At 66.0% G+C, this 19917-nt stretch carries 19 protein-coding genes; 6 read left to right on the forward strand and 13 right to left on the reverse strand.

Going from position 1 to position 19917, the window contains the following annotated elements; genetic code table 11:
- The first annotated feature begins 83 nt into the window (after positions 1 to 83).
- Positions 84 to 1475, forward strand: a complete 1392-nt coding sequence (locus tag Q7I88_RS09795; protein WP_305095735.1) for a DEAD/DEAH box helicase — start codon at positions 84 to 86, stop codon at positions 1473 to 1475.
- 50 nt (positions 1476 to 1525) lie between these two features.
- Positions 1526 to 2341 carry a sterol desaturase family protein gene (locus Q7I88_RS09800; RefSeq protein WP_305095736.1) on the forward strand — a complete coding sequence of 272 codons (816 nt, stop codon included), beginning with the start codon at positions 1526 to 1528 and terminating at the stop codon, positions 2339 to 2341.
- Between the two features lie 3 nt (positions 2342 to 2344).
- Here Q7I88_RS09800 and Q7I88_RS09805 read toward each other — a convergent pair whose 3' ends face one another.
- Together Q7I88_RS09805 and Q7I88_RS09810 are read right to left on the reverse strand one after the other, a co-directional pair.
- Positions 2345 to 2503, reverse strand: a complete 159-nt coding sequence (locus tag Q7I88_RS09805) for a hypothetical protein (protein WP_305095737.1) — start codon at positions 2501 to 2503, stop codon at positions 2345 to 2347.
- A 55-nt stretch (positions 2504 to 2558) separates the two neighbouring features.
- On the reverse strand, positions 2559 to 4868 hold the full coding sequence (locus tag Q7I88_RS09810) for an ATP-dependent helicase (RefSeq protein ID WP_305095738.1): 2310 nt from the start codon (positions 4866 to 4868) through the stop codon (positions 2559 to 2561).
- Positions 4869 to 4987: 119 nt separating this feature from the next.
- On the opposite strand from Q7I88_RS09810, the gene Q7I88_RS09815 reads away from it, so the two are divergent.
- Complete coding sequence (locus Q7I88_RS09815; protein WP_305095739.1) at positions 4988 to 5614, forward strand: hypothetical protein; 627 nt, start codon at positions 4988 to 4990, stop codon at positions 5612 to 5614.
- 19 nt (positions 5615 to 5633) lie between these two features.
- On the opposite strand, the gene rsmD is transcribed toward Q7I88_RS09815, so the two are convergent.
- Positions 5634 to 6176, reverse strand: a complete 543-nt coding sequence (gene rsmD / locus Q7I88_RS09820; protein WP_305095740.1) for a 16S rRNA (guanine(966)-N(2))-methyltransferase RsmD — start codon at positions 6174 to 6176, stop codon at positions 5634 to 5636.
- The gene (locus Q7I88_RS09825; protein WP_305095741.1) at positions 6173 to 6934 is read right to left on the reverse strand and encodes a pseudouridine synthase; all 762 of its coding nucleotides are present in this window, start codon (positions 6932 to 6934) and stop codon (positions 6173 to 6175) included. The genes rsmD and Q7I88_RS09825 overlap by 4 nt, the downstream gene beginning before the upstream one ends.
- Positions 6935 to 7027: 93 nt before the next feature.
- Between Q7I88_RS09825 and Q7I88_RS09830 the strand changes: the two genes are divergently transcribed.
- Both Q7I88_RS09830 and Q7I88_RS09835 read left to right on the forward strand, forming a co-directional pair.
- Positions 7028 to 8368 carry an AmpG family muropeptide MFS transporter gene (locus Q7I88_RS09830; protein ID WP_305095742.1) on the forward strand — a complete coding sequence of 447 codons (1341 nt, stop codon included), beginning with the start codon at positions 7028 to 7030 and terminating at the stop codon, positions 8366 to 8368.
- A gap of 46 nt (positions 8369 to 8414) precedes the next feature.
- A complete protein-coding gene (locus Q7I88_RS09835; protein WP_305095743.1) occupies positions 8415 to 8816 on the forward strand; it encodes a PilZ domain-containing protein in 402 nt (133 codons plus the stop codon).
- On the opposite strand, the gene Q7I88_RS09840 is transcribed toward Q7I88_RS09835, so the two are convergent.
- The 9 genes from Q7I88_RS09840 to purB form a co-directional block, all read right to left on the reverse strand.
- Complete coding sequence (locus Q7I88_RS09840; RefSeq protein WP_305095744.1) at positions 8813 to 10108, reverse strand: bifunctional folylpolyglutamate synthase/dihydrofolate synthase; 1296 nt, start codon at positions 10106 to 10108, stop codon at positions 8813 to 8815. The two genes, Q7I88_RS09835 and Q7I88_RS09840, sit on opposite strands and share 4 nt — an antisense overlap.
- A 229-nt stretch (positions 10109 to 10337) precedes the next feature.
- Positions 10338 to 11186: an acetyl-CoA carboxylase, carboxyltransferase subunit beta gene (accD, locus tag Q7I88_RS09845; RefSeq protein ID WP_305095745.1), complete on the reverse strand. Its 849-nt coding sequence runs from the start codon at positions 11184 to 11186 to the stop codon at positions 10338 to 10340.
- Between the two features lie 109 nt (positions 11187 to 11295).
- Positions 11296 to 12081, reverse strand: a complete 786-nt coding sequence (gene trpA / locus Q7I88_RS09850) for a tryptophan synthase subunit alpha (protein WP_305095746.1) — start codon at positions 12079 to 12081, stop codon at positions 11296 to 11298.
- Entirely contained in the window at positions 12078 to 12539 is a 462-nt protein-coding gene (locus tag Q7I88_RS09855; RefSeq protein ID WP_369426043.1) for an endonuclease domain-containing protein, read from the reverse strand. The genes trpA and Q7I88_RS09855 overlap by 4 nt, the downstream gene beginning before the upstream one ends.
- Positions 12540 to 12605: 66 nt before the next feature.
- Complete coding sequence (trpB, locus tag Q7I88_RS09860) at positions 12606 to 13820, reverse strand: tryptophan synthase subunit beta (protein ID WP_305095747.1); 1215 nt, start codon at positions 13818 to 13820, stop codon at positions 12606 to 12608.
- 7 nt (positions 13821 to 13827) lie between these two features.
- Complete coding sequence (locus Q7I88_RS09865; protein ID WP_305095748.1) at positions 13828 to 14466, reverse strand: phosphoribosylanthranilate isomerase; 639 nt, start codon at positions 14464 to 14466, stop codon at positions 13828 to 13830.
- A 54-nt stretch (positions 14467 to 14520) separates the two neighbouring features.
- A complete protein-coding gene (gene pyrF, locus Q7I88_RS09870) occupies positions 14521 to 15195 on the reverse strand; it encodes an orotidine-5'-phosphate decarboxylase (RefSeq protein WP_305095749.1) in 675 nt (224 codons plus the stop codon).
- Entirely contained in the window at positions 15192 to 15566 is a 375-nt protein-coding gene (locus Q7I88_RS09875) for a DUF1049 domain-containing protein (protein ID WP_305095750.1), read from the reverse strand. The genes pyrF and Q7I88_RS09875 overlap by 4 nt, the downstream gene beginning before the upstream one ends.
- A gap of 65 nt (positions 15567 to 15631) precedes the next feature.
- On the reverse strand, positions 15632 to 16942 hold the full coding sequence (gene purB, locus Q7I88_RS09880; protein ID WP_305095751.1) for an adenylosuccinate lyase: 1311 nt from the start codon (positions 16940 to 16942) through the stop codon (positions 15632 to 15634).
- Between the two features lie 158 nt (positions 16943 to 17100).
- On the opposite strand from purB, the gene Q7I88_RS09885 reads away from it, so the two are divergent.
- Entirely contained in the window at positions 17101 to 19875 is a 2775-nt protein-coding gene (locus tag Q7I88_RS09885; RefSeq protein WP_305095752.1) for a DUF3857 domain-containing protein, read from the forward strand.
- The last annotated feature ends 42 nt before the right edge of the window (positions 19876 to 19917 follow it).

Raw genomic sequence — 19917 nt, forward strand, 5'->3', positions numbered from 1 at the left:
CTTTGCGCGCTGTCAAAGCGTAGGGCGCGCGCGTCGGTTACGGGACAATCCCGCGCCCAGCCATATTCCGGACATCGTAACCTATGAAATTTGCCGATCTCGGCCTGTCAGACGAATTGCTTCAGGCGGTGGAAGCCTCCGGCTACACCGAGCCAACGCCGATCCAGGCGCAGGCGATCCCGCAGGTCCAGATGATGAAGGACCTCATCGCCGTCGCTCAGACCGGCACCGGCAAGACTGCGAGCTTCGTGCTGCCGATGATCGACATTCTCGCGCATGGCCGGCGCCGCGCGTTGATGCCGCGCAGCCTGATCCTCGAGCCGACCCGCGAACTGGCGCAGCAGGTCGCTGAAAACTTCGAGAACTACGGCAAGAACCACGACCTGAAGATGGCGCTGCTCATCGGCGGCGTGCAGATGGGCGACCAGGTCAAGGCTCTGAACGAGGGCGTCGATGTCCTCATTGCCACGCCGGGCCGGCTAATGGACTTGTTCGAGCGCGGCAAGATTCTGCTTACTGGCTGCGACCTGCTCGTGATCGACGAAGCCGATCGCATGCTCGACATGGGCTTCATCCCCGACATCGAGTTCATTTGCGAAAAGCTTCCGGCCAACCGGCAAACGCTGTTGTTCAGCGCGACGATGCCGGGGCCGATCAAGAAGCTGGCCGACCGTTTCCTGACCAATCCGAAGTATATCGAAGTGGCGCGTCCGGCGACGGCCAACATCAACATCGCCCAGCACAAGATTCACGTCCAGTCGCGCAACAAGCGCGAGGTGCTGCGCCAGCTATTGGAGACCGACAACGTCACCAGCGCGCTAATTTTCGCCAACCGCAAGACGACGGTGCGCGATCTCAACAAGAGCCTGCAGCGTTCGGGTTTCAGGACCGGCGAGATTCACGGCGACATGGACCAGGCGAGCCGGATCAAGGAACTCGACCAGTTCAAAAAGGGCGAGATCAACATCCTCGTTGCCAGCGACGTCGCCGCCCGTGGACTCGACATCAAGGGCGTGAGCCATGTGATCAATTTCGACACGCCCTGGCATCCGGACGACTACGTGCACCGCATTGGCCGCACCGGCCGCGCCGGAGCGAAGGGCCGTGCCTTTACCTTCGTCGCACCGGAAGATGCCGAGGCGATTGCCAACGTCGAGAAGCTGACGAAGATCGATATCCCCGTCTTCGAAATAGGCTCGGGCGGTGCGAACCAGGAGCCGAAGGCCGAAACGGCGAAGAAACGTCCTGCCCGTGGCAAGCGCCGCGAGACGCAGCCGGAACCCGAAGCACCTGAACAGCGCGAAGAACACTCCGAGCCGGAACAAAGTCAGCAGCGCGAAGAACCGCGTGAGAAGCGGCCGGCCCGGTCGAAGCCGCGGAATGAGCCTCGTTCGGCGCCGTCCATCGATGACGAGGCCGAATCCGATGGGTGGAACGGTCCGGTGCCTGGATTCCTCGGTCAATCCGCGCTTTAAGCGGGGCGCCTTAACCCGCTGTTTGCCATCTGGCGCCTAATCTGGCGCGCATGGATGCGCTTTCCTCGCAAGCTTATGCAGTGGCGCTGGCTCTTGCGCCGGCCGCGGCGGTGTTCGCCGCCGTCTCGCTAGCGAGAAAGCGGCGCGGCGCGCTCTCGGCGCTGCGCAAGGCAATGCCGGAGTCGGTCACCAACCTGATGCTTGTAGCGCTCAACAGCGTCATCCTGGCCGGTCTCTATTCGTTCATCGCGGGATCGCTGGAAAGCCAGTTACGGCTCTTCCCGGCACTGGCGGACTTCTGGCTCGGCGTGCCCGAAGTCGCGCTTCTGCTGCTCGCCCTGCTGATCGACGAATTCATGGTCTACTGGCGCCACCGGGCCGAACATGTTCCCGCGCTATGGCCGATCCATGCGACGCACCACTCGGACGAGGCGATGACTTGGCTGACCTTGCTACGCAAACATCCGCTCAGCCACCTGTTCGGAAACGTCATCGATGCGATCCCGCTTATCCTGCTCGGCTTTCCGGCCTGGGCGGTGATCGCCTCTTCACTCATCCGCACCTGGTGGGGCTACTTCATCCATGCCGACCTGCCGTGGACGCTCGGCCCGGTGGGTAAGATTTTGATGTCGCCCGCGGCGCATCGCCTGCACCACATCGACGACGAGGTTTTGATGGGCCAGAACTTCGGCGGCTTCTTCTCGATCTGGGATCGCTTGTTCGGCACCTTCGACGACGCTTCGGAGCACCTCGATTGCCGTACCGGCATAGCCGGTGGCAGCCGCCCATTTCTCGGAGAACTGGCTCGGCCGTTCGAAGCGGTCATACGCCGCGCCCGCCGGGCCTCGCCTTCGCCGGCCGCGTAAACGTTATAGATCTTCCGCGTTGTCACCGCCCTTACGCCCGGTGCGGTCGCGGGCGTTCGAATGGTTGGGACTGCGCGATTCCTGCTTCTGCAGCTTCTCGTTCGGGTTGTCGCTGCCGCGGTGTTCCTTCTTCGCCTGCGTGTTGCCAGTGTCGCTGCTCATGTGAAGTCTCCTTTGCGCAACCAACGCGGCACCGGGCCGAGGTTTCCGGCGAGTCTCAACGGGCGAGCGTGACGAAGCTGTCGATCACCCGCTTCGTGCCGGCCTGCTCGAATTCGATCTCGAGCTTGTTGCCCTCCTGATCGACGACTTCGCCATAGCCGAACTTCTCGTGGAAGACCCGCGCGCCGACCGCGATGTCGCTGCGCGGCTTGGCGGCAAAGCTGGCGGCGCTGCGTCCCGGTTCCGCCAGCCGTTTCGGCGTGGGATCGTAGCCGGAGCTGAGCGCGCGTTGCCAGCCGGGGCCGCGCGTCCCCGAGCGTTCGGGCCTAGCACTGCTGACATGCGCGAAGGGATCGTCGCGCTCCGACCAGTTGGCGCGCCATAGCGAGGCACCCCCGCTCATGGTCGTCTCGACCTCGATGTGGTCCTCGGGCAACTCCTCGATGAAGCGGCTCGGAATCGAACTGGTCCACTGGCCGTAAATGCGGCGATTGGCGGCGTGGAGGATGGTGCAACGCCGGCGGGCACGGGTGATCGCGACATAGGCGAGCCGGCGCTCTTCCTCGAGGCTAGCGAGCCCGCCCTCGTCGAGCGCGCGCTGGCTCGGGAATACGCCTTCCTCCCAGCCGGGGAGGAAGACGTTGTCGAATTCCAGCCCCTTGGCGGCATGCATGGTCATGATGGTGACTTTGTCCTCGTCGCTCGCCGCATCGTTATCCATCACCAGGCTGACGTGCTCGAGGAAGTCGCCAAGGGTTTCGTAGTCCTCCATTGCCCGCGCAAGTTCGGTCAGGTTGTCGGACCGCCCGGCGCTCTCGGCCGAGCGGTCTGCCTTTAGCATTGCGTCGTATCCACTGTCCTCCAGCACGGTGCGGAGCAGTTCGGACGGGGTGACCTTCTCGCTCATCTCCCGCCAGCGCAGGAAATCGCCCATGAGCGTGGCGATGGTTCCGCGCGCCCGTGGCGGCAGCTCGTCGCTGTCCGCCAGTTGTAGCGAGGCGACCGCGAGCGGGAGCCCTGTCGCCCGCGCATGGCGATGCATCGCTTCCAGCGTCTTCGCGCCGAGGCCGCGCTTGGGCTGGTTGTAGATCCGCTCGAAGGCGAGATCGTCCTGCGGCTGGGCGATCACACGCAAATAGGCGAGGGCATCGCGGATCTCGGCCCGCTCGTAAAAACGGAATCCGCCGACGATACGATAACCCAGGCCGATCTGGATGAACCGGTCTTCGAACTCGCGCGTCTGGTACTGTGCCCTCACGAGGATCGCTATCTGCTCGAGCGGCGCTCCCTCGCGCTCGAGACGCTCGATTTCTTCGCCCACGCGGCGCGCTTCTTCGGGCGCGTCCCAGACGCCGATCACCCGGACTTTGTCGCCGCCGCCTTGCTCAGTCCACAGGGTCTTGCCGAGGCGTTCGGAATTGGCCGCAATCAGGCCCGATGCCGCGGCGAGGATCGGCGGCGTCGAGCGATAGTTCTGTTCGAGCCGGACGACCTTGGCGCCTGGAAAATCCTTCTCGAAGCGCAGGATATTGGCGACCTCCGCGCCGCGCCAGGAATAGATCGACTGGTCGTCGTCCCCGACCACACAGATGTTCTTCCGCTCCTGCGCCAGCAGTCGCAGCCACAGGTATTGGACCGCGTTGGTGTCCTGGTACTCGTCGACCAGCACGTACTTGAAGCGTTTCTGATACATCTGCAGCACGTCGCGCTCGGTGCGCAGAATGTTGAGCATGTGCAGCAGCAGATCGCCGAAATCGCAGGCATTGAGGCTCTTGAGCCGCTGCTGGTAAAGACCGTACATCTGCTGGCCCTTACCGTTGGCATAGGCTTCGTTCTCGACAGCATCGAGATCGCCCGGATTGAGCCCGCGGTTCTTCCAGCGATCGATCAGTCCGGCCAGCTGACGCGCCGGCCAGCGTTTTTCATCCAGGCCCTGGTCGGATATCAGCTGCTTGAGCAGGCGAATCTGGTCGTCGGTGTCGATGATGGTGTAGTTCGACTGCAGTCCCACCAATTCGGCGTGCCGACGCAACATTCTGGCGCAAATCGAATGGAAGGTCCCAAGCCACGGCATGCCCTCCACCGCATCGCCGATCAGCTCACCCACGCGGTGGCGCATTTCGCGCGCGGCCTTGTTGGTGAAGGTGACGCATAAGATTTCGCTAGGCCAGGCGCGCCGTGTGCGGATCAGGTAGGCGAGGCGGGCGGTCAGGGCGGCGGTTTTCCCCGTGCCGGCGCCCGCCAGCATCAGCACCGGCCCTTCTGTCGTGAGCACCGCTTCCTTCTGCGGAGGATTGAGGCCGTCGAGCCACGCCGGCGCTTCGCCTGCAGGCTCTGTTCGGGCTGGTGGAGGTGTGTCGCTCACGGCGAACAGCTAGGGAACATCGAGTGTGCACGCAAGGGTAGCCCATCGCCGCTGGCCGGAACCGCCGGAGGGACGCGCGCGTTTTTTTCGGCGCACAGGGACGATCGATGGAGAGTACCATGCACAAGTTCATTTTCGCAGGGGTTGCGGCGCTTGCCGTCGCCGCCATGCCGGCGATGGCGCAGGACGCTGACGCCGCCGTTACGCTGACGACCGAGCAGCAGGCCACGTTCGATACCTGGCCGCCGGATCGGCAGACGGTCTATCTGGCATGGGATCCGATTTACCAGGATTATTTCTGGACGCTGACGCCGGACCAGCAGAAGAATTACTTCCTCCTCACGCCCCAACAGAAGGCCCAAATCGCGGCAATGACGCCTGCACAGCGAACCGAGGCTTGGACCTCGATCGCGCAGCAGGTCGGGGCGGCCGGCAAGGCCAAGGTAACCGCCAACACGGCCGCGGCGGCCAACGCGCAGGCTGCGCCTCCGCCTTCGGCGACAGCAGTCGTTACGGACAACGATCCCGCCACACCACCGGTCGTGGCGCACAACGACCCGGGCAATCTCACAGCCCCGCCCGCGTCGGTCCTCAACAAGACGTACCCGGTGTGCAGCCGCAAGGTTCACGATAGCTGCCAGAACCCGGGCGAGGGCGGCGCGCCCGGACATTCTCGTGCCCTGTCCTACTGGCCGGGCAAGCCCGCCAGCCAGCTCGACGACAACGAAAATGACAATGGCGGCTGACCTTTGCGAGAAGGCCGGCTCAATCGAGCCGCAGTAGATGCAAACGGGCCTTGCCGCTGTCGCGCACTGTGTCGACCGTGAAGCCCTTCGCGTCAACGGTCTCCTTGCGCGAGGTTTCGACGCTGAGCCAGGCTCCCGGCGCGATCCAGCCCAGCCGCTTCAGCTTCTCGAGCGCCACCACGCCGGCACCCGTTCCGTAGGGCGGATCGAGCAGTAGCAGGTCGAGCGGCCGGCGCGCCGGCCCCAGAGCCAAGACCGACTGCGCCCGCACGTCGCAGCGCTGGGCGCAGCGCAGCGCCGCGATGTTGGATCGCAGCGCCCTGAGTGCCGCCGCATCCTGCTCGACGAAGAGGGCCGTTGCCGCACCGCGCGACAGCGCTTCGAGACCGAGTGCGCCGGATCCGGCGAAAAGGTCGCCGACCGCGAGATCGTCGAAATTGCCGAGCCGGCTGGTGAGCATCGAAAAGAGCGCTTCGCGGGTTCGGTCGGCGGTGGGACGGGTCGTATCGCCGACCGGCGCGCGCAGGAGCCGGCCGCGCCACTCGCCGGCGATGACCCTCATCGGTGCCCCTTGTTCAGGCTCGACACGAAGCGCTCGACGTCCTGCTTTTTCAATTCGTCGGTTGCCCCGCGCGGAAGGTCTCCGAGCACGAAGGGGCCGTAAGCTGTTCGCAGCAGGCGGCTGACCTGGAGCCCGAGGTGTTCGAGCACCCGGCGGACTTCGCGGTTCTTGCCTTCGGTCAGCGTCAGTTCGATCCATTGGTTGCGGCCGGTGCTGCGTTCGAGATTGGCGTCGATGCGGCCGTAATTGACGCCTTCGACCGTCACGCCTTCGATCAGATCTTCGAGCTGGCTTTGGGTGACATCGCCGAACGTCCGCGCCCGGTACGTCCTCGGAATACCGCTCGAGGGCAGCTCCATTGCCCGCTTGAGTTCGCCGTCGTTGGTCATCAGCAGCAGGCCCTCAGTATTGAGGTCGAGGCGGCCGACCGGCATTAATCGCGGCGCATCCCCCGGGAGCGAATTGCGCAGCGCATCGTAAATCGTCGGGCGCCCCTTGGGGTCGCGTTCGGCGGTGAGGAGCCCCGACGGCTTGTGGAAGCGGAACAGGCGAGTGCGATCGGCCTTGCCGACCGGTTTGCCGTCGACCGTCACACCGCGCAGGTGGGGCAGGATGGTCGCCGGCGTTTCCAGCTTCTTGCCGTTGAGCGCGATCCGCCCCTCGGCAATCATCCGCTCGACCTCGCGCCGACTGGCCACGCCTGCCCTGGCGAGAAGCTTGGCGATGCGTTCGCCTTCGGGTCGGTCGCTCGATGTCATGCCGCGGCCCTAGCTGTTGATGCAGGGTTCATCCACCCTTCCCATGATGGTGCGCGGCGCTAAGCAGGAGCTTTCGGCGAGGACGCGAAACGTATGAGCGAGATCGAACAGACCCTGCCAGCGCAGGAACGCGGGCTGTGGGGCTCGATCAAGCCATATCTCGAAAAGGAATCGCTGGCGGCGTTCTTCGTCGGTGTTTCGAGCGGCTTTCCGTTCGCGATGATCGCCGCGACGTTGACGACGCGTCTGGCGCAGGACGGCATTGAGAAATCGACCATTACTGCCTTCAGCCTTGCGTTTCTCGTTTACAATCTGAAGCCCCTCTGGGCGTGGATTGTGGATGGCGTTCGCCTCCCGGTACTCGGCGCGCTGGGACAGCGGGTGTCGTGGATGTTGGTCGTTGGCGTCCTGGTCATGGCCGCGACGATCAATCTGGCGTTGGCCGATCCGAAGGCCGACATCGCCTGGTTTGCGCTGTCGGCAGTGCTGGTCGGGATCGCAGGAGCAACGTTCGACATTGTCATCGATGCCTACCGGATCGAGACCCTCAAGCCATACCAGCTCGGCGTCGGATCCGGCATGAGCCAGTATGGCTGGCGCATCGGTTCGGCAGGAGCTGCGGCCGTCGCGCTGGTGGTGGCTGCCCGCTACGGTTGGTCGATCGCTTACATGACCTGCGCCGTCTTCGCGCTGCCGGCCATGCTTACCGCGCTGCTTATGGGCGAACCGGTCCGGCGCAAGGTGGTGATGGAGAAGAAGGGCCTTGGCGAGATATGGAATTCGATCGCGGGGCCGTTCGCCGAGTTTTTCAAGCGCAGCGGCGCGTTGCTCGTCCTGCTCTTCATTCTGGTCCACAAGATCGGCGACACGCTGGCTAACCTGACGTTCCGCCTGCTGTTCGACGATCTCCAGTTCAGCAATGACGAGATTGCCTTCTTCGACGTCGGTGTCGGCTTCTGGGCTTACCTCATCGGCATATTCGTCGGGGGGGTGATTTACGCCAAGATCGGCCTCAAACGCTCGGTGCTGTGGGCGCTGATCCTGATGGCGGTTTCCAACCTGAGCTTTGCGTTGCTCGCCGCTGCGGGCCATTCCAACCTCGGCATGGCCGGGGCCATCGGATTCGAGAATTTTGCCAGCGGTTACGGCGGGGTCGTCGTGGTCGCCTATTTCTCGGCACTGTGCGACCTGCGCTTTACCGCCGCGCAATACGCTTTGATTTCGGCCGGGGCGAGCGTCGTCGGGCGGTTCATTACCGGCACCACCGCAGGCGCGCTGATCGAGGGCATCGGCTATGTCGATTTCTACCTCCTCACCACGATCGCCGCCTTGCCCGGCATTCTGCTGTTCTGGTGGATGGCGCGCACCGGGCTGGTCGATGCGGCGATGGGCACGGCCGGGGAGATCGGCGAAGGCGGTGATAGGGCCGCGTAGGTGCTTGTTAACCCGGTCAAAACCAGCGCCGGGCTAACGAAAAGGCATGCCCGCATCCAGAGCGCCTTCGCTGAATGTCCCCGCCCACAACCCGCGGCGGGAGCATGCGCGCCTGCGCCTCGGCATCCCGGCCTCGTTCATCACCCTTCGCGGGAAGCAGACCGTGCGACTGGTCGACCTGTCGCAGGGCGGGGCGCACGTCATCATGCGCGACGGCGCCAAAGTGCGCGAAGGCGTGCTGAGCTGGATGCGCTACGAGGTCTTTGCCGAAGTCGTCTGGCAGGACGGCGACGCGATCGGCATGGCCTTCGATGAACCGATTTCCCGCGAGGCGCTGCTGCAGACGCGGCAGTTCGCGCCCTCGGTGGTGCGGGCCGAAACGATGGGCGCAAGCGACGCCGCGCGCCAATTCGTCGCGGGCAGCATCCATAACGGCGCGGAACGCTAATCCGGCACTTCCCCGTTCGCCTGCAGCACCTTGCCGGCGAGATAGAGCGACCCGGCGATCAGCACGGGGGCCCCGTCTTGCGGCAGAGCGCGCAGCGCCTGCTCCACGCTGTCGGCCCACTTCGCCCGGTCCGCATAGGCCTCGGCGCGGTGGCAGTCGCTGCCTTCGATCGGCACCGCGGTGATGCTGAGCAGGCGCCCGGCGAGCGGATCGAGGATTGCCTCGGGGCAGCGGTTGGAGAGCATGCCGATGATCAGGTGGATGTCCCGATCGGCGAAATGACGGCCGATGGCGAGACCGGCGTCGGCGTTGTGGCCTCCGTCGAGCCAGATCTCGCGGCCCGCGGCCAGCGCGGTGAGCGGACCTCGACTCAGCAATTGCAGGCGCGCCGGCCAGCGGGCTTCGCGCAGGCCGCGCGCCATCGCCTCGGGCGAGACGGTGACATCGTCCTGGTGGCGCAGCATGGCGACAGCCAGCGCGGCGTTATCGCCCTGATGCCGCCCGGGGAGGGTGGGGAGCGGCAGATCGAGCTCGCCGTGGCGGTCGCGGTAGTGAATCGCGTCCGCCACCTCCGCCCACCAGTCGTGGCCGCGCATGTGCAGCGGCGCACCAGCCAGCCCGGCGCGCTTCTCGATCTCGAGCTCGAGCGCCTCAGGGTAGTTCTGCGTCACCAGCGGCGAACCCGGACGGGCGATGCCGGCCTTCTCGAAGGCGATGCGCACGAGCGGCTCCTCCGGCACGCCATCTTCGGGCACCAGCAGGAACGCCTCGTGATCGATGCCGAGCGTGGCGATGCCGCAGGCGGCGGGGCGGTCCATGACGTTGGTCGCGTCGAACCGGCCGCCGAGGCCGACCTCGATCACGCAGGCGTCGGCGGGGTGGCGGGCGAAGGCGAGGAAGGTGGCGGCGGTGGTGATCTCGAAAAAGCTCGGATCGAGCCCCTCGCTCGCGTCGAGCACCTCCTCCAGCAGTTGCGCAAGCAGTTCGTCGGACACCAGCTCGCCGGCGATGCGGATGCGTTCGTTGTAGCGCACCAGATGGGGCTTGATGGCGGCGTGAACGACCTTGCCGTCCGCCTCGAGCATGGCGCGAAGGTAGGCGCAGGTCGAACCCTTGCCGTTGGTCCCGGCGACGTGGAACACCGGCGGCAGGCGCTTCTGCGGATCGCCGAGCCGGGCGAGAAGTTCGCGGATCGTCTCCAGCCCGAGCCGCCCCTGCGGCAGCGAGAGCTGCGACAGGCGGTCGAGTTGCGCCTGGACCAGCGGATTGTCGGAGGTGGCGAAGTCTTTCACGTTGCTTCTCGCTTCAGCAGGATGACACAAGCGACACCCTGTCACCCTGAGGTTTCACAGACAAACATCTGATGTTACGTCATTTGTTTGCAGAATCGCCGGGTGACACATCCCCGGATTCGGCGGAGAAAACCGCTTTCGACCGGCCGGATACCCGCTGCATCCCAAGCATATCTGCAGGCCTGTAGGAAAGCGAATTCTGCTCCTGGCCGCGGCGGGGCGGCGGCGTTCAGGCGGCCTGCGCCGGGGCGAGATAGCCGAGCAGATTGGCGAGCGTCGCGCGCAGGTCGCTGCGCTTGACCACCATGTCCACCATGCCGTGTTCGTGCAGGTATTCGGCGCGTTGGAACCCCTCGGGCAGCTTCTCGCGAATGGTTTCCTGGATCACGCGCTGCCCGGCAAAGCCGATCAAGGCGCCGGGTTCGGCGATGTGTACATCGCCGAGCATGGCGTAGCTGGCGGTGACCCCGCCGGTGGTCGGATCGGCGAGGACGACGATATAGGGCAGGCCTGCTTCGCGCAGCCGCCGGGTCATCACCGTGGCGCGCGGCATCTGCATCAGGCTGAGAATGCCCTCCTGCATGCGCGCGCCGCCCGCGGCAGTGACGACGATGTAGCCGCACTTCTCGTCGAGCGCGCGCTGAGCCCCGGCGCAGAACGCCTCGCCCACCGCCATGCCCATCGAGCCGCCCATGAACAGGAAGTCCTGCACGCCGACGACGGCCCTGGTCCCCTCGATCGTGCCGAGCGCGGCGGTGAAGGCATCGTCGTGGGCATTGCTGGCGCGCGCCGCCTTGAGGCGATCGGTGTAGCGCTTCGAATCGCGAAACTTGAGCGGATCCTCGCGCACCTGCGGCGCCGGAAGCAGCTCGTAACCCGGGTCGAGAAGCTGGTCGAGCCGCGTGTCGGCGCCGATCCGCCCGTGGTGCTCGCAGCGCGGGCAGACGTAGAGGTTTTCCTCGTATTCCTTGGTGAACAGCATCTCGCTGCATCCGGGGCACTTGACCCACAGGTTATCCGGGGTCTCGCGCTTGGGCACGAAGGGCAGCGAATTGCGGACGCGGGTAAGCCAGCTCATGCGGATGCCCTAGAACCAAATTTGCGCTTCGTCATCCCCGCGAAGGCGGGGATCCAGGCCACCATGTGCTGTGGCTTCCGTGGATTCCCGCCTTCGCGGGGATGACGAACTAGGTGCAGGCCCCATGCACCGCTTCGGCCAGCGACGCCGTCAGCTTGTGCAAGTGCTCCGGGGCGTTTGCGCCATGTTCGGCGATGATGTCGACGAAGGCCGATCCGACGACGACGCCGTCGGCCACGCGCGCGATCTCGGCGGCCTGTTCTGGGGTGCGCACGCCGAAACCGACGGCGATGGGCAGGTCGGTCGAGCGCTTGATGCGCGCGACGTTGTCCTCGATCGAGCCGATCGCGGCCTGCTGCATGCCTGTGATCCCGGCCACCGCGACGTAGTAGAGGAAGCCGGAGGACCCTTCGAGCACCGTCGGCAGCCGCTTGTCGTCGGTGGTCGGGGTGGCGAGGCGGATCAGCGAGATGCCCGCGGCGCGAAGCTGCGGACCGAGATCGGGGTCCTCCTCGGGCGCGAGATCGACGCAGATCACCCCGTCGACGCCGGCCTTCGTGCACGCCTCGGCGAACCACTCCGGCCCGCGGCGGACCATCGGGTTAGCATAGCCCATGAGAATCAGCGGTATGTCCGGGTGCCGGGCGCGGAACTCGGTCGCGAGCCGCAGCACGTCGGCGGTCTTGGTGCCCGCGCCGAGCGAGCGCAGGTTCGCGGCCTGTATGGCGGGGCCGTCGGCCATCGGATCGGTGAACGGCATGCCCAGCTCGATCACGTCCGCGCCGCCCGCGACCAGCGCATCGAGGTTGGCCGCAGTGTCGCCGTCGCCGGCGGTGATGAAGCAGATGAGGGCGGGGTGGCCCTTGGCGAAGGCGGAGGAGAGGCGGGAGCTCATCGCTTTCCCCTCTCTCGGACCCTCTCCCCTGAAGGGGAGAGGGAGGAGGTTGGCGCTGCTAAATCCCTCTCCCCTTCAGGGGAGAGGGTTGGGAGAGGGGGCCGCATCTCTTCGATGATCGAGGCCAGATGCTGCAGCACACCGTCGAGGTTCTGCATCACTTCGATGTTGGTATAGCGCAGCACCTTGTAGCCTTTGCTCTCCAGGAACCGCGTCCGCGCCGCGTCATACGCCCCATGCGCGGCGTGGGTGTCGCCATCAAGCTCAAGCACCACTTTCGGATCGTTTGATGCGAAATCGACGATGTAATGGTGCTGCTCGTCCTGGATCACCTTCTGGAGGCGAAATTTCACGTCGGAGAAGCGCTTGGCGCGGAGTTCCAACCAGAGCAGGGTTTCAGGCTCGGTCATTTCGCTGCGCATCGCGCGGGCGCGGCTTGTGAGTTCAGGGTCACGCATGTGCGCCTCCGGACTCCCCCTCTCCCAACCCTCTCCCCTGAAGGGGAGAGGGCTTCATTGCGCCCCTCACATCTCGACTCCCAGGGCCTCGGCCACGGTGAAGATGTCCTTGTCGCCGCGGCCGCAGAGGTTGGCGAGGATCACTGCGTCCTTGGGCAACTGGCGCGCGCGCTTGACGATGGCGGCGATGGCGTGGCTCGGTTCAAGCGCGGGGATGATGCCCTCGGTGCGGCAGAGGAGCTGGAAGGCGTCGAGCGCTTCGGTGTCGGTCACTGCGGTGTATTCGACGCGGCCGGTTTCCTTGAGCCAGGCGTGCTCGGGGCCGATGCCTGGGTAGTCGAGGCCGGCGCTGATCGAGTGCGCTTCGGTGATCTGGCCGTCCTCGTCCTGCAGCAAATAGGTCTTGTTGCCGTGGAGGATGCCGGGGAAGCCGCCGGCGAGGCTCGCGGCGTGCTGCTTGTCGAGCCCGTGGCCTGCCGCCTCGACGCCGAGCATCTTGACGTCGGGATCGTCGAGGAACGGGTGGAACAGGCCGATGGCATTGCTGCCGCCGCCGATCGCCGCGACCAGCAGGTCGGGCAGGCGGCCGGTGCGGCTCAGCATCTGGGCACGGGCTTCGGTGCCGATCACGCTCTGGAAGTCGCGGACGAGCTCGGGATAGGGATGCGGGCCGGCCGCCGTGCCGATGATGTAGAAGGTGTCGTGGACGTTGGCGACCCAGTCGCGCAGCGCCTCGTTCATCGCGTCCTTAAGCGTTGCCGCGCCGCTGGTGACCGGCACGACTTGCGCCCCGAGCAGCTTCATGCGGAACACGTTGGGCTGCTGGCGGGCAACATCCGTGGCACCCATGAAGATCGTGCAGGGCAGGCCGAAGCGCGCGCAGACTGTCGCGGTGGCGACGCCGTGCTGGCCCGCGCCGGTCTCGGCGATGATCCGCGTCTTGCCCATCCGCGTGGCGAGCAGGATCTGGCCGATGCAGTTGTTGATCTTGTGCGCGCCAGTGTGGTTGAGCTCGTCGCGCTTGAACCAGATTTGCGCGCCGCCGAGTTCTTCGGTCAAGCGCGGGGCGAAGTAGAGCGGGCTGGGGCGGCCGACATAGTGTTCGAGCAGGTCGTCGAACTCTTCCTGGAAGCTGGAGTCGGCCTTCGCCGCGCGATACTCCTTCTCGAGCTCGAGGATCAGCGGCATCAGCGTTTCGGCGACGTAACGGCCGCCGAACTGGCCGAAGTGCCCGCGCTCGTCAGGCTGGTTGCGGAAGGAATTGGGCTTCTGGTCGGTCATGGCTGCCTCAGGCTTCGCGCGCCGCTTTGCAGAACTCGGCGATGAGGTCCACATCCTTGACGCCCGGCGCGCTTTCGAGCCCGCTCGAGGCGTCCACCAGCGGGGCGCCGGTGCGCGCGACGGCCTCGGCAACGTTGGTCGGCGAGAGGCCGCCGGCGAGACCCCAGGGAATCTGGTGCCGGAAGCCTTCCATGATCGACCAGTCGATCGCCGTGCCGGTGCCGCCGGGGAGCTTCTGCGCCGGGGCATCGTAGAGCATCTTGTGCACCGAATCCTTGTATTTCAGCGCGTTGGCGAGGGATTCGGCATTGCGCACGCCCCAGGCTTTCCACACTTCGAGCGAGGTGTTGTTCTTGATCAGCGCCAGCCACTCGGGGGTTTCCGATCCGTGGAACTGGATGACGTCGGGCCGCACGGCCTCAAGTGCGAGCGCCGTCGGCTGGGCCTCCATGTTGACCAGCAGCAGCACCACCTTGACCGACGGCGGGACGCGGCGGCGCAGCTTGACGGCATCTTCGAGCGAGACATGGCGCGGGCTCGGTTCGTAATGGACGAGGCCGACGTGAGTCGCGCCGGCGGCGATCGCGGCGTCGAGGGTCTCGGGCGTGGAGAGCCCGCAAATCTTGATTTCGGTATCTTCGGACATGGCGCGGGTCCCTAGCGAACAGTCCCGTGCTCGTCACCCTCAACCGAGCGGGCGCTAGAGCGTCGCCTCGATCTCGCGCGCGGCCTGTACCGGATCTTCGGCGCGGCTGATCGGGCGGCCTATCACCAGCACCGAAGCACCGTCGTCGCGGGCCTTGCGCGGGGTGACGACGCGCTTCTGGTCGCCGGTGGCCTTGCCGCCCGGGCGCAGGCCGGGGACGACGAAGAAACCGTCCTTCCATTGCTTGTGCACGGCGCCGACTTCCTGCCCCGAGCAGACAATTCCGTCGAGACCGGCGGCTTCGGCCAGCTCGGCGAGCCGCATGACCTGGTCGTGCGCGCTGCCGGCCACGCCGGTGCGGACGAGGTCGCGCTCGTCGAGGCTGGTCAGCATGGTCACCGCGACGACCTTGCAGCTGTCCGAGGCGGCGGCCTTGGCGTCTTCCATCATCGCGCGTCCCCCCGAAGCGTGGACGGTGACAATGGCCGGTTCGAGCACGTGGATCGACTGCATCGCGCCGGCCACGGTGTTGGGAATGTCGTGCAGCTTGAGGTCGAGGAACAGCGGCAGGCCGACGTGGGCCAGTTCGTGCACCCCGTGGTGGCCGTGGGCGCAGAAGAATTCGAGGCCGAGCTTGAACCCCCCGACGTGCGCCTTGACCTTTTCGGCGAGCGCTCTTGCTGCGTCGAGTTGCGGCAGGTCGAGAGCGAGGTAGACCGGGTTGCTCACTGGCCCTCCGGCGAAAGGTTGTCGCGCGGTTTTTCCGCTTCGGGCACGGTGCGCTCCTCCTTCGCTACGACGGATTCCTCGACCACCGCCGGCTCCGGGGCCGGCGCGGGGGCCACCGGCGTCGTGGCGGAGGTGCGGGCCGCGGTCTCGAGCGAGTTGATCCGGCGGGCGAGATAGAACTTGTTGGCGCGGTGTAGCAGCCACATCGGGACGAGCCCGAGCAGGAACGAGATGATGACCAGCGCCGGAATCTTCGTCTCTATGACGAGATTTTCCCAGATCTTCACCGTCACCGGCTGCCAGTTGAAGACCGTGAAAAGGAGCAGTGCGACCAGCAGCAGTACCCAGACGATCGTGCGGACGATTTGCATGGAGCTTGGTCTCCCTAGTTCTTGGTTGCCGCGAACCTAGGTCCAATGCGGGCGGAAGGAAAGCGTCAGGCGAAGACCCGCTCGAAGATGCGGTCGACGTTCTTGAAGTGGTAGTCGAGGTCGAACTTCTCCTCGAGTTCGCGGGCGGAGAGCGCCGCGGAGACCTCGGGATCGGCCTTGAGCAGTTCGAGCAGCGAAAGCTCGCCGTCGGATTCCCACACCTTCATCGCGTTGCGTTGGACGAGGTGATAGGCGTCGTCGCGGGTCAGCCCCGCCTGGGTCAGCGCGAGCAGGACGCGCTGCGAGTGGACCAGGCCGCCCATCCGGTCGAGGTTCTTCTTCATCCGCTCGGGATAGACCAGCAGCTTGTCGATCACCCCGGCGAGGCGGGCGAGGGCGAAGTCAAGCGTGATGCAGGCATCGGGGCCGATGAAGCGCTCGACCGAGGAGTGCGAAATGTCGCGCTCGTGCCACAGCGCCACGTTCTCCATCGCCGGCATGGCATAGCTGCGGATGATCCGCGCCTGCCCGGTCAGGTTCTCGGTCAGGATCGGGTTGCGCTTGTGCGGCATCGCGCTCGAGCCCTTCTGACCCGGGCTGAAGTACTCCTCGGCCTCGAGCACTTCGGTGCGTTGCAGGTGACGCACTTCGACCGCGAGGCGCTCCATCGAGCTGGCGATGACCGCCAGCGTCGCGAAGAACATCGCGTGGCGGTCGCGGGGGATGACCTGGGTCGAGACCGGTTCGACCGCGAGGCCGAGGCGCTCGGCGACGTGCTCTTCCACCGCCGGATCGATGTTGGCGAAGGTGCCGACCGCGCCGCTGATCGCGCAGGTGGCGATTTCCGCGCGGACGTTGACGAGGCGGGCGCGGGCGCGGCTGAACTCGGCATAGGCCTCGGCCATCTTGAGCCCGAAGGTGACCGGCTCGGCGTGGATGCCGTGGCTGCGGCCGATGGTCGGGGTGTACTTGTGCTCCATCGCCCGGCGCTTGAGCGCGGCAAGGAGGGCGTCGAGGTCCTCGAGCAGGATGTCGGCCGAGCGGGCGAGCTGCACCGCGAGCGTCGTGTCGAGCACGTCCGAGCTGGTCATCCCCTGGTGCATGAAGCGCGCCTCGGGCCCGACCTGTTGCGCGACCCAGTCGAGGAAGGCGATGACGTCGTGCTTGGTCACCGCCTCGATCGCGTCGATCGCTTCGACGTCGATCTTCGGATCGGTCTTCCACCAGTCCCACAGCGCCTTGGCGGCGCTCTTCGGGACGACGCCGAGATCGCCGAGCTTGTCGGTCGCATGGGCCTCGATCTCGAACCAGATGCGATAGCGCGCTTCCGGCTCCCAGATCGCGGTCATGGCAGGGCGAGAATAGCGGGGGACCATCGAGAACTCCGGTGCGGACGGGATGCCGCAGCCGCTAGAAGCCGCGCGCCGCGATGGCAAGCGCAGGCGCCGCCACAAATGCGTTTGCATTGCCGTAAGCAGCATGTTTTTGTACCGCCGGAAGTGCGGGTGGGACCGCAGCAGGGGGCGCATCGAATATGTTCAAATATCTGTTTTTGCTGTCAGCCGCGGCTCTGGCTGCGCCGGCGATTGCGGGGGAGGAGCCGCTCTATCGGCCCGCCCCGGAATGGGTCTCGGTGAAGCCGTTGCCGGCCGTGGCCGAAAGCCCGACGATCATCCTCTATGACGATCAGCGACGGCTCGCCGACGGAACCGTCACCAGCTACATCGACCGGGCGCTGCGGGTCGACAACCCGCAGATGCTCAATGCGCTGGGGACCATCCAGGCTCCGTGGCTGCCCGATAAGGGCGACCTGATCATCCATGGCGTTTCGATCGTCCGCGGCGATCAGACCATCGACGTGCTGGCGCAGGGCGCCAAGTTCGACGTGCTGCGCCGCGAACAGCAACTCGAGCAGCGCACCCTTACCGGTGCGATGACCGCGACGCTGACAGTACCCGGGCTGCGCGTCGGCGATGTCTTGCGCGTCGCCTACAGCACGACGATTTCCGACCAGACGCTGGGCAAGGAAATGCAGTCGGTCGCCCCGTTGCCCGCGGTTCCGTTCGAGGCCAAGGCGGCCAGCGTGCAGCTGTCGTGGCCTGCCGGATCCGACGTCCACTGGTCCGCCACGCGCAGCATCGAGCTGCCCGAGCCGGTCGCCGACGGCGGGTTCGAATCGATCACCGTCACCCTGCCGCTCGCCAAGCCGGAGGACATGCCGGAAGACGCGCCGACCCGCTACAAGCTGCCGGTCCTGCTCCAAGCCAGCAGCTTTGCCGACTGGGGCGAAGTCTCGCGCGTCATGGCGCCGCTCTATTCGACTGCAGGCACCATAGCGCCCGAAGGGCCCTTGGCCGCCGAAGTCGCGAAAATCGTGGCGGCGAACGCGGAAACCTTGCCGCGAATGGCCGCCGCGTTGCGGCTGGTGCAGGACGAAGTGGCCTATCTCGCTGTCGGCATGGAGGGCGGCAACTACATCCCGCAGAGCCCGGCGGACACCTGGCAAAAGCGCTATGGCGACTGCAAGGCCAAGACCCTCCTGCTGCTCGCGCTGTTGCACGAGATGGGCATCGAGGCCGAGCCCGCGCTGGTCAGTTCGGTCGCGGGAGACGCAGTGCCGGACATGCAGCCGATGCCCGGGGCGTTCGATCACATCATCGTCCACGCGAATGCCGGCGGCGAGGAATACTGGCTCGACGGAACCGATTCGGGCGCAACGCTGGCGACGCTGAAGGCGGTACCGCCATTCAGGAACGCCTTGCCCGTCCGCCCGAAGGGCGCCGAACTCGTCGCGATGACGCCGCGCGCGGCCGCTCAATTCGACCGCATCGCCAGGATCGAATACGATAGCCGCGCCGGGCTCGATCTGCCGATGCTGTTCAATGCAGAGTGGACCATCGCCGGCTCGCTTGCCGGCAACGTGCGCGCGCTGATCGATCAGGCGGGCAAGGACCAGATGGACGATCTCGTCTCCGGGTTCGTGATCTCGGTTCTCGGCCCGGCGCAAGTCGTCGAGGGCTCTATGACCTTCGATGCAGCGGGCAACCGCGCGATCGTCCGGGCGAACGGACTCATGACATCGCCGTGGCGGTGGGATCGCGGCCAGGGCAAGCGGCCGCTGAACCTCGTCACCACCGGTTTCGAGTTCAAGCCCGACCGCTCGCGCAAGGCCTGGAGCGAGCTTCCGGTCCAGCTCGATGGACCCATGGCGGAAAAGGACGAGGTCACGATTCTGCTGCCCGAAACCGACGGCAAGTTCGAACTCGAGGGGAAGGCGGCACTGGACGAGGACATTGCCGGGACACACCTCGAACGCAGCGCGAAGATCGAGGGCGATCGCGTTGTCGTGACCGATTTCGCCACCTCGCAGGGCGGCGAGCTGTCGGCCGACCAGGCGATGGCCGAGCGCTCGCGCGCCAGCCGTCTCGGCTCGCTTGCCCTGACGCTCGAAGCACCGCGCGCGACGGCGCGGCGCTTCGCTTTTGCCGGGGCCGAGGACCGTTCGCGGCTTGCAGCGATCGAAGCGGCTTATTCGCGGCTCATCGAAAAGGATCCGGACGACGCCGACAACTATCGCAACCGCGCCCGCTTCCGCAGCGGCACCTACGACCGCAGCGGCGCGCTGGCCGACCTCGACAAGGTGATTGAACTCGAGCCGGACAGTCAGGCCTACTGGGCGCGCGCGGGGCTGCTGGCCGATCTGGGCCGTCTCGACGATGCCTTGGCGGACGCCCGCGCGGCCTCCGATCTCGACCCGTCGGTCGGGACGGGCATCTACGAGGCACAGATCCTCGCCGAGCTCGACCGGGTCGACGAGGCCGTTGCCATCGTCGAGAATCTCGACGGCGATGCGAACGAGCGGCAAGCCATCGTGATGGAACTGAGCAATCTCTACGCCCAGGCCGGCCGCAAGGATGAAGGCTACGCCCGGATCGAAGAGCTTCTGGCCGAACGTCCCGGCGATCCAGCCATGCTCAACGCGCGGTGCTGGTACAAGGCGAGCTGGAACTACCAGACGGACGACCTGGCCCAGATCTGCACCCGCGCGGTGGAGCAGTCGAGCTGGTCGCCGCCGGTGCTCGACAGCCGGGCGATGGCCTATTTCCGGCTCGCCCGCTTCCAGGAAGCCCTTGACGACATCGACGCAGCCCTGCTGTCGAGCCCCGAACTGAGCCCGTCGCTGTTCATGCGGGGCGTGGTGCGGCGGGCCATGGGCGACGCGAAGGGAGCGGAGGACGTCGCGGCAGCCCTGGCGCGAGAACCCTCTCTGGAGCGCAAGTATGCCCGCTACGGTATCAGCGCCCGCTAGACCTCGTCGGAAACGCCAGTCGGGCGGGGTTGTCACGGAAGT

This window comes from Croceibacterium aestuarii (genome assembly GCF_030657335.1).
Classification (GTDB): domain Bacteria; phylum Pseudomonadota; class Alphaproteobacteria; order Sphingomonadales; family Sphingomonadaceae; genus Croceibacterium_B; species Croceibacterium_B aestuarii.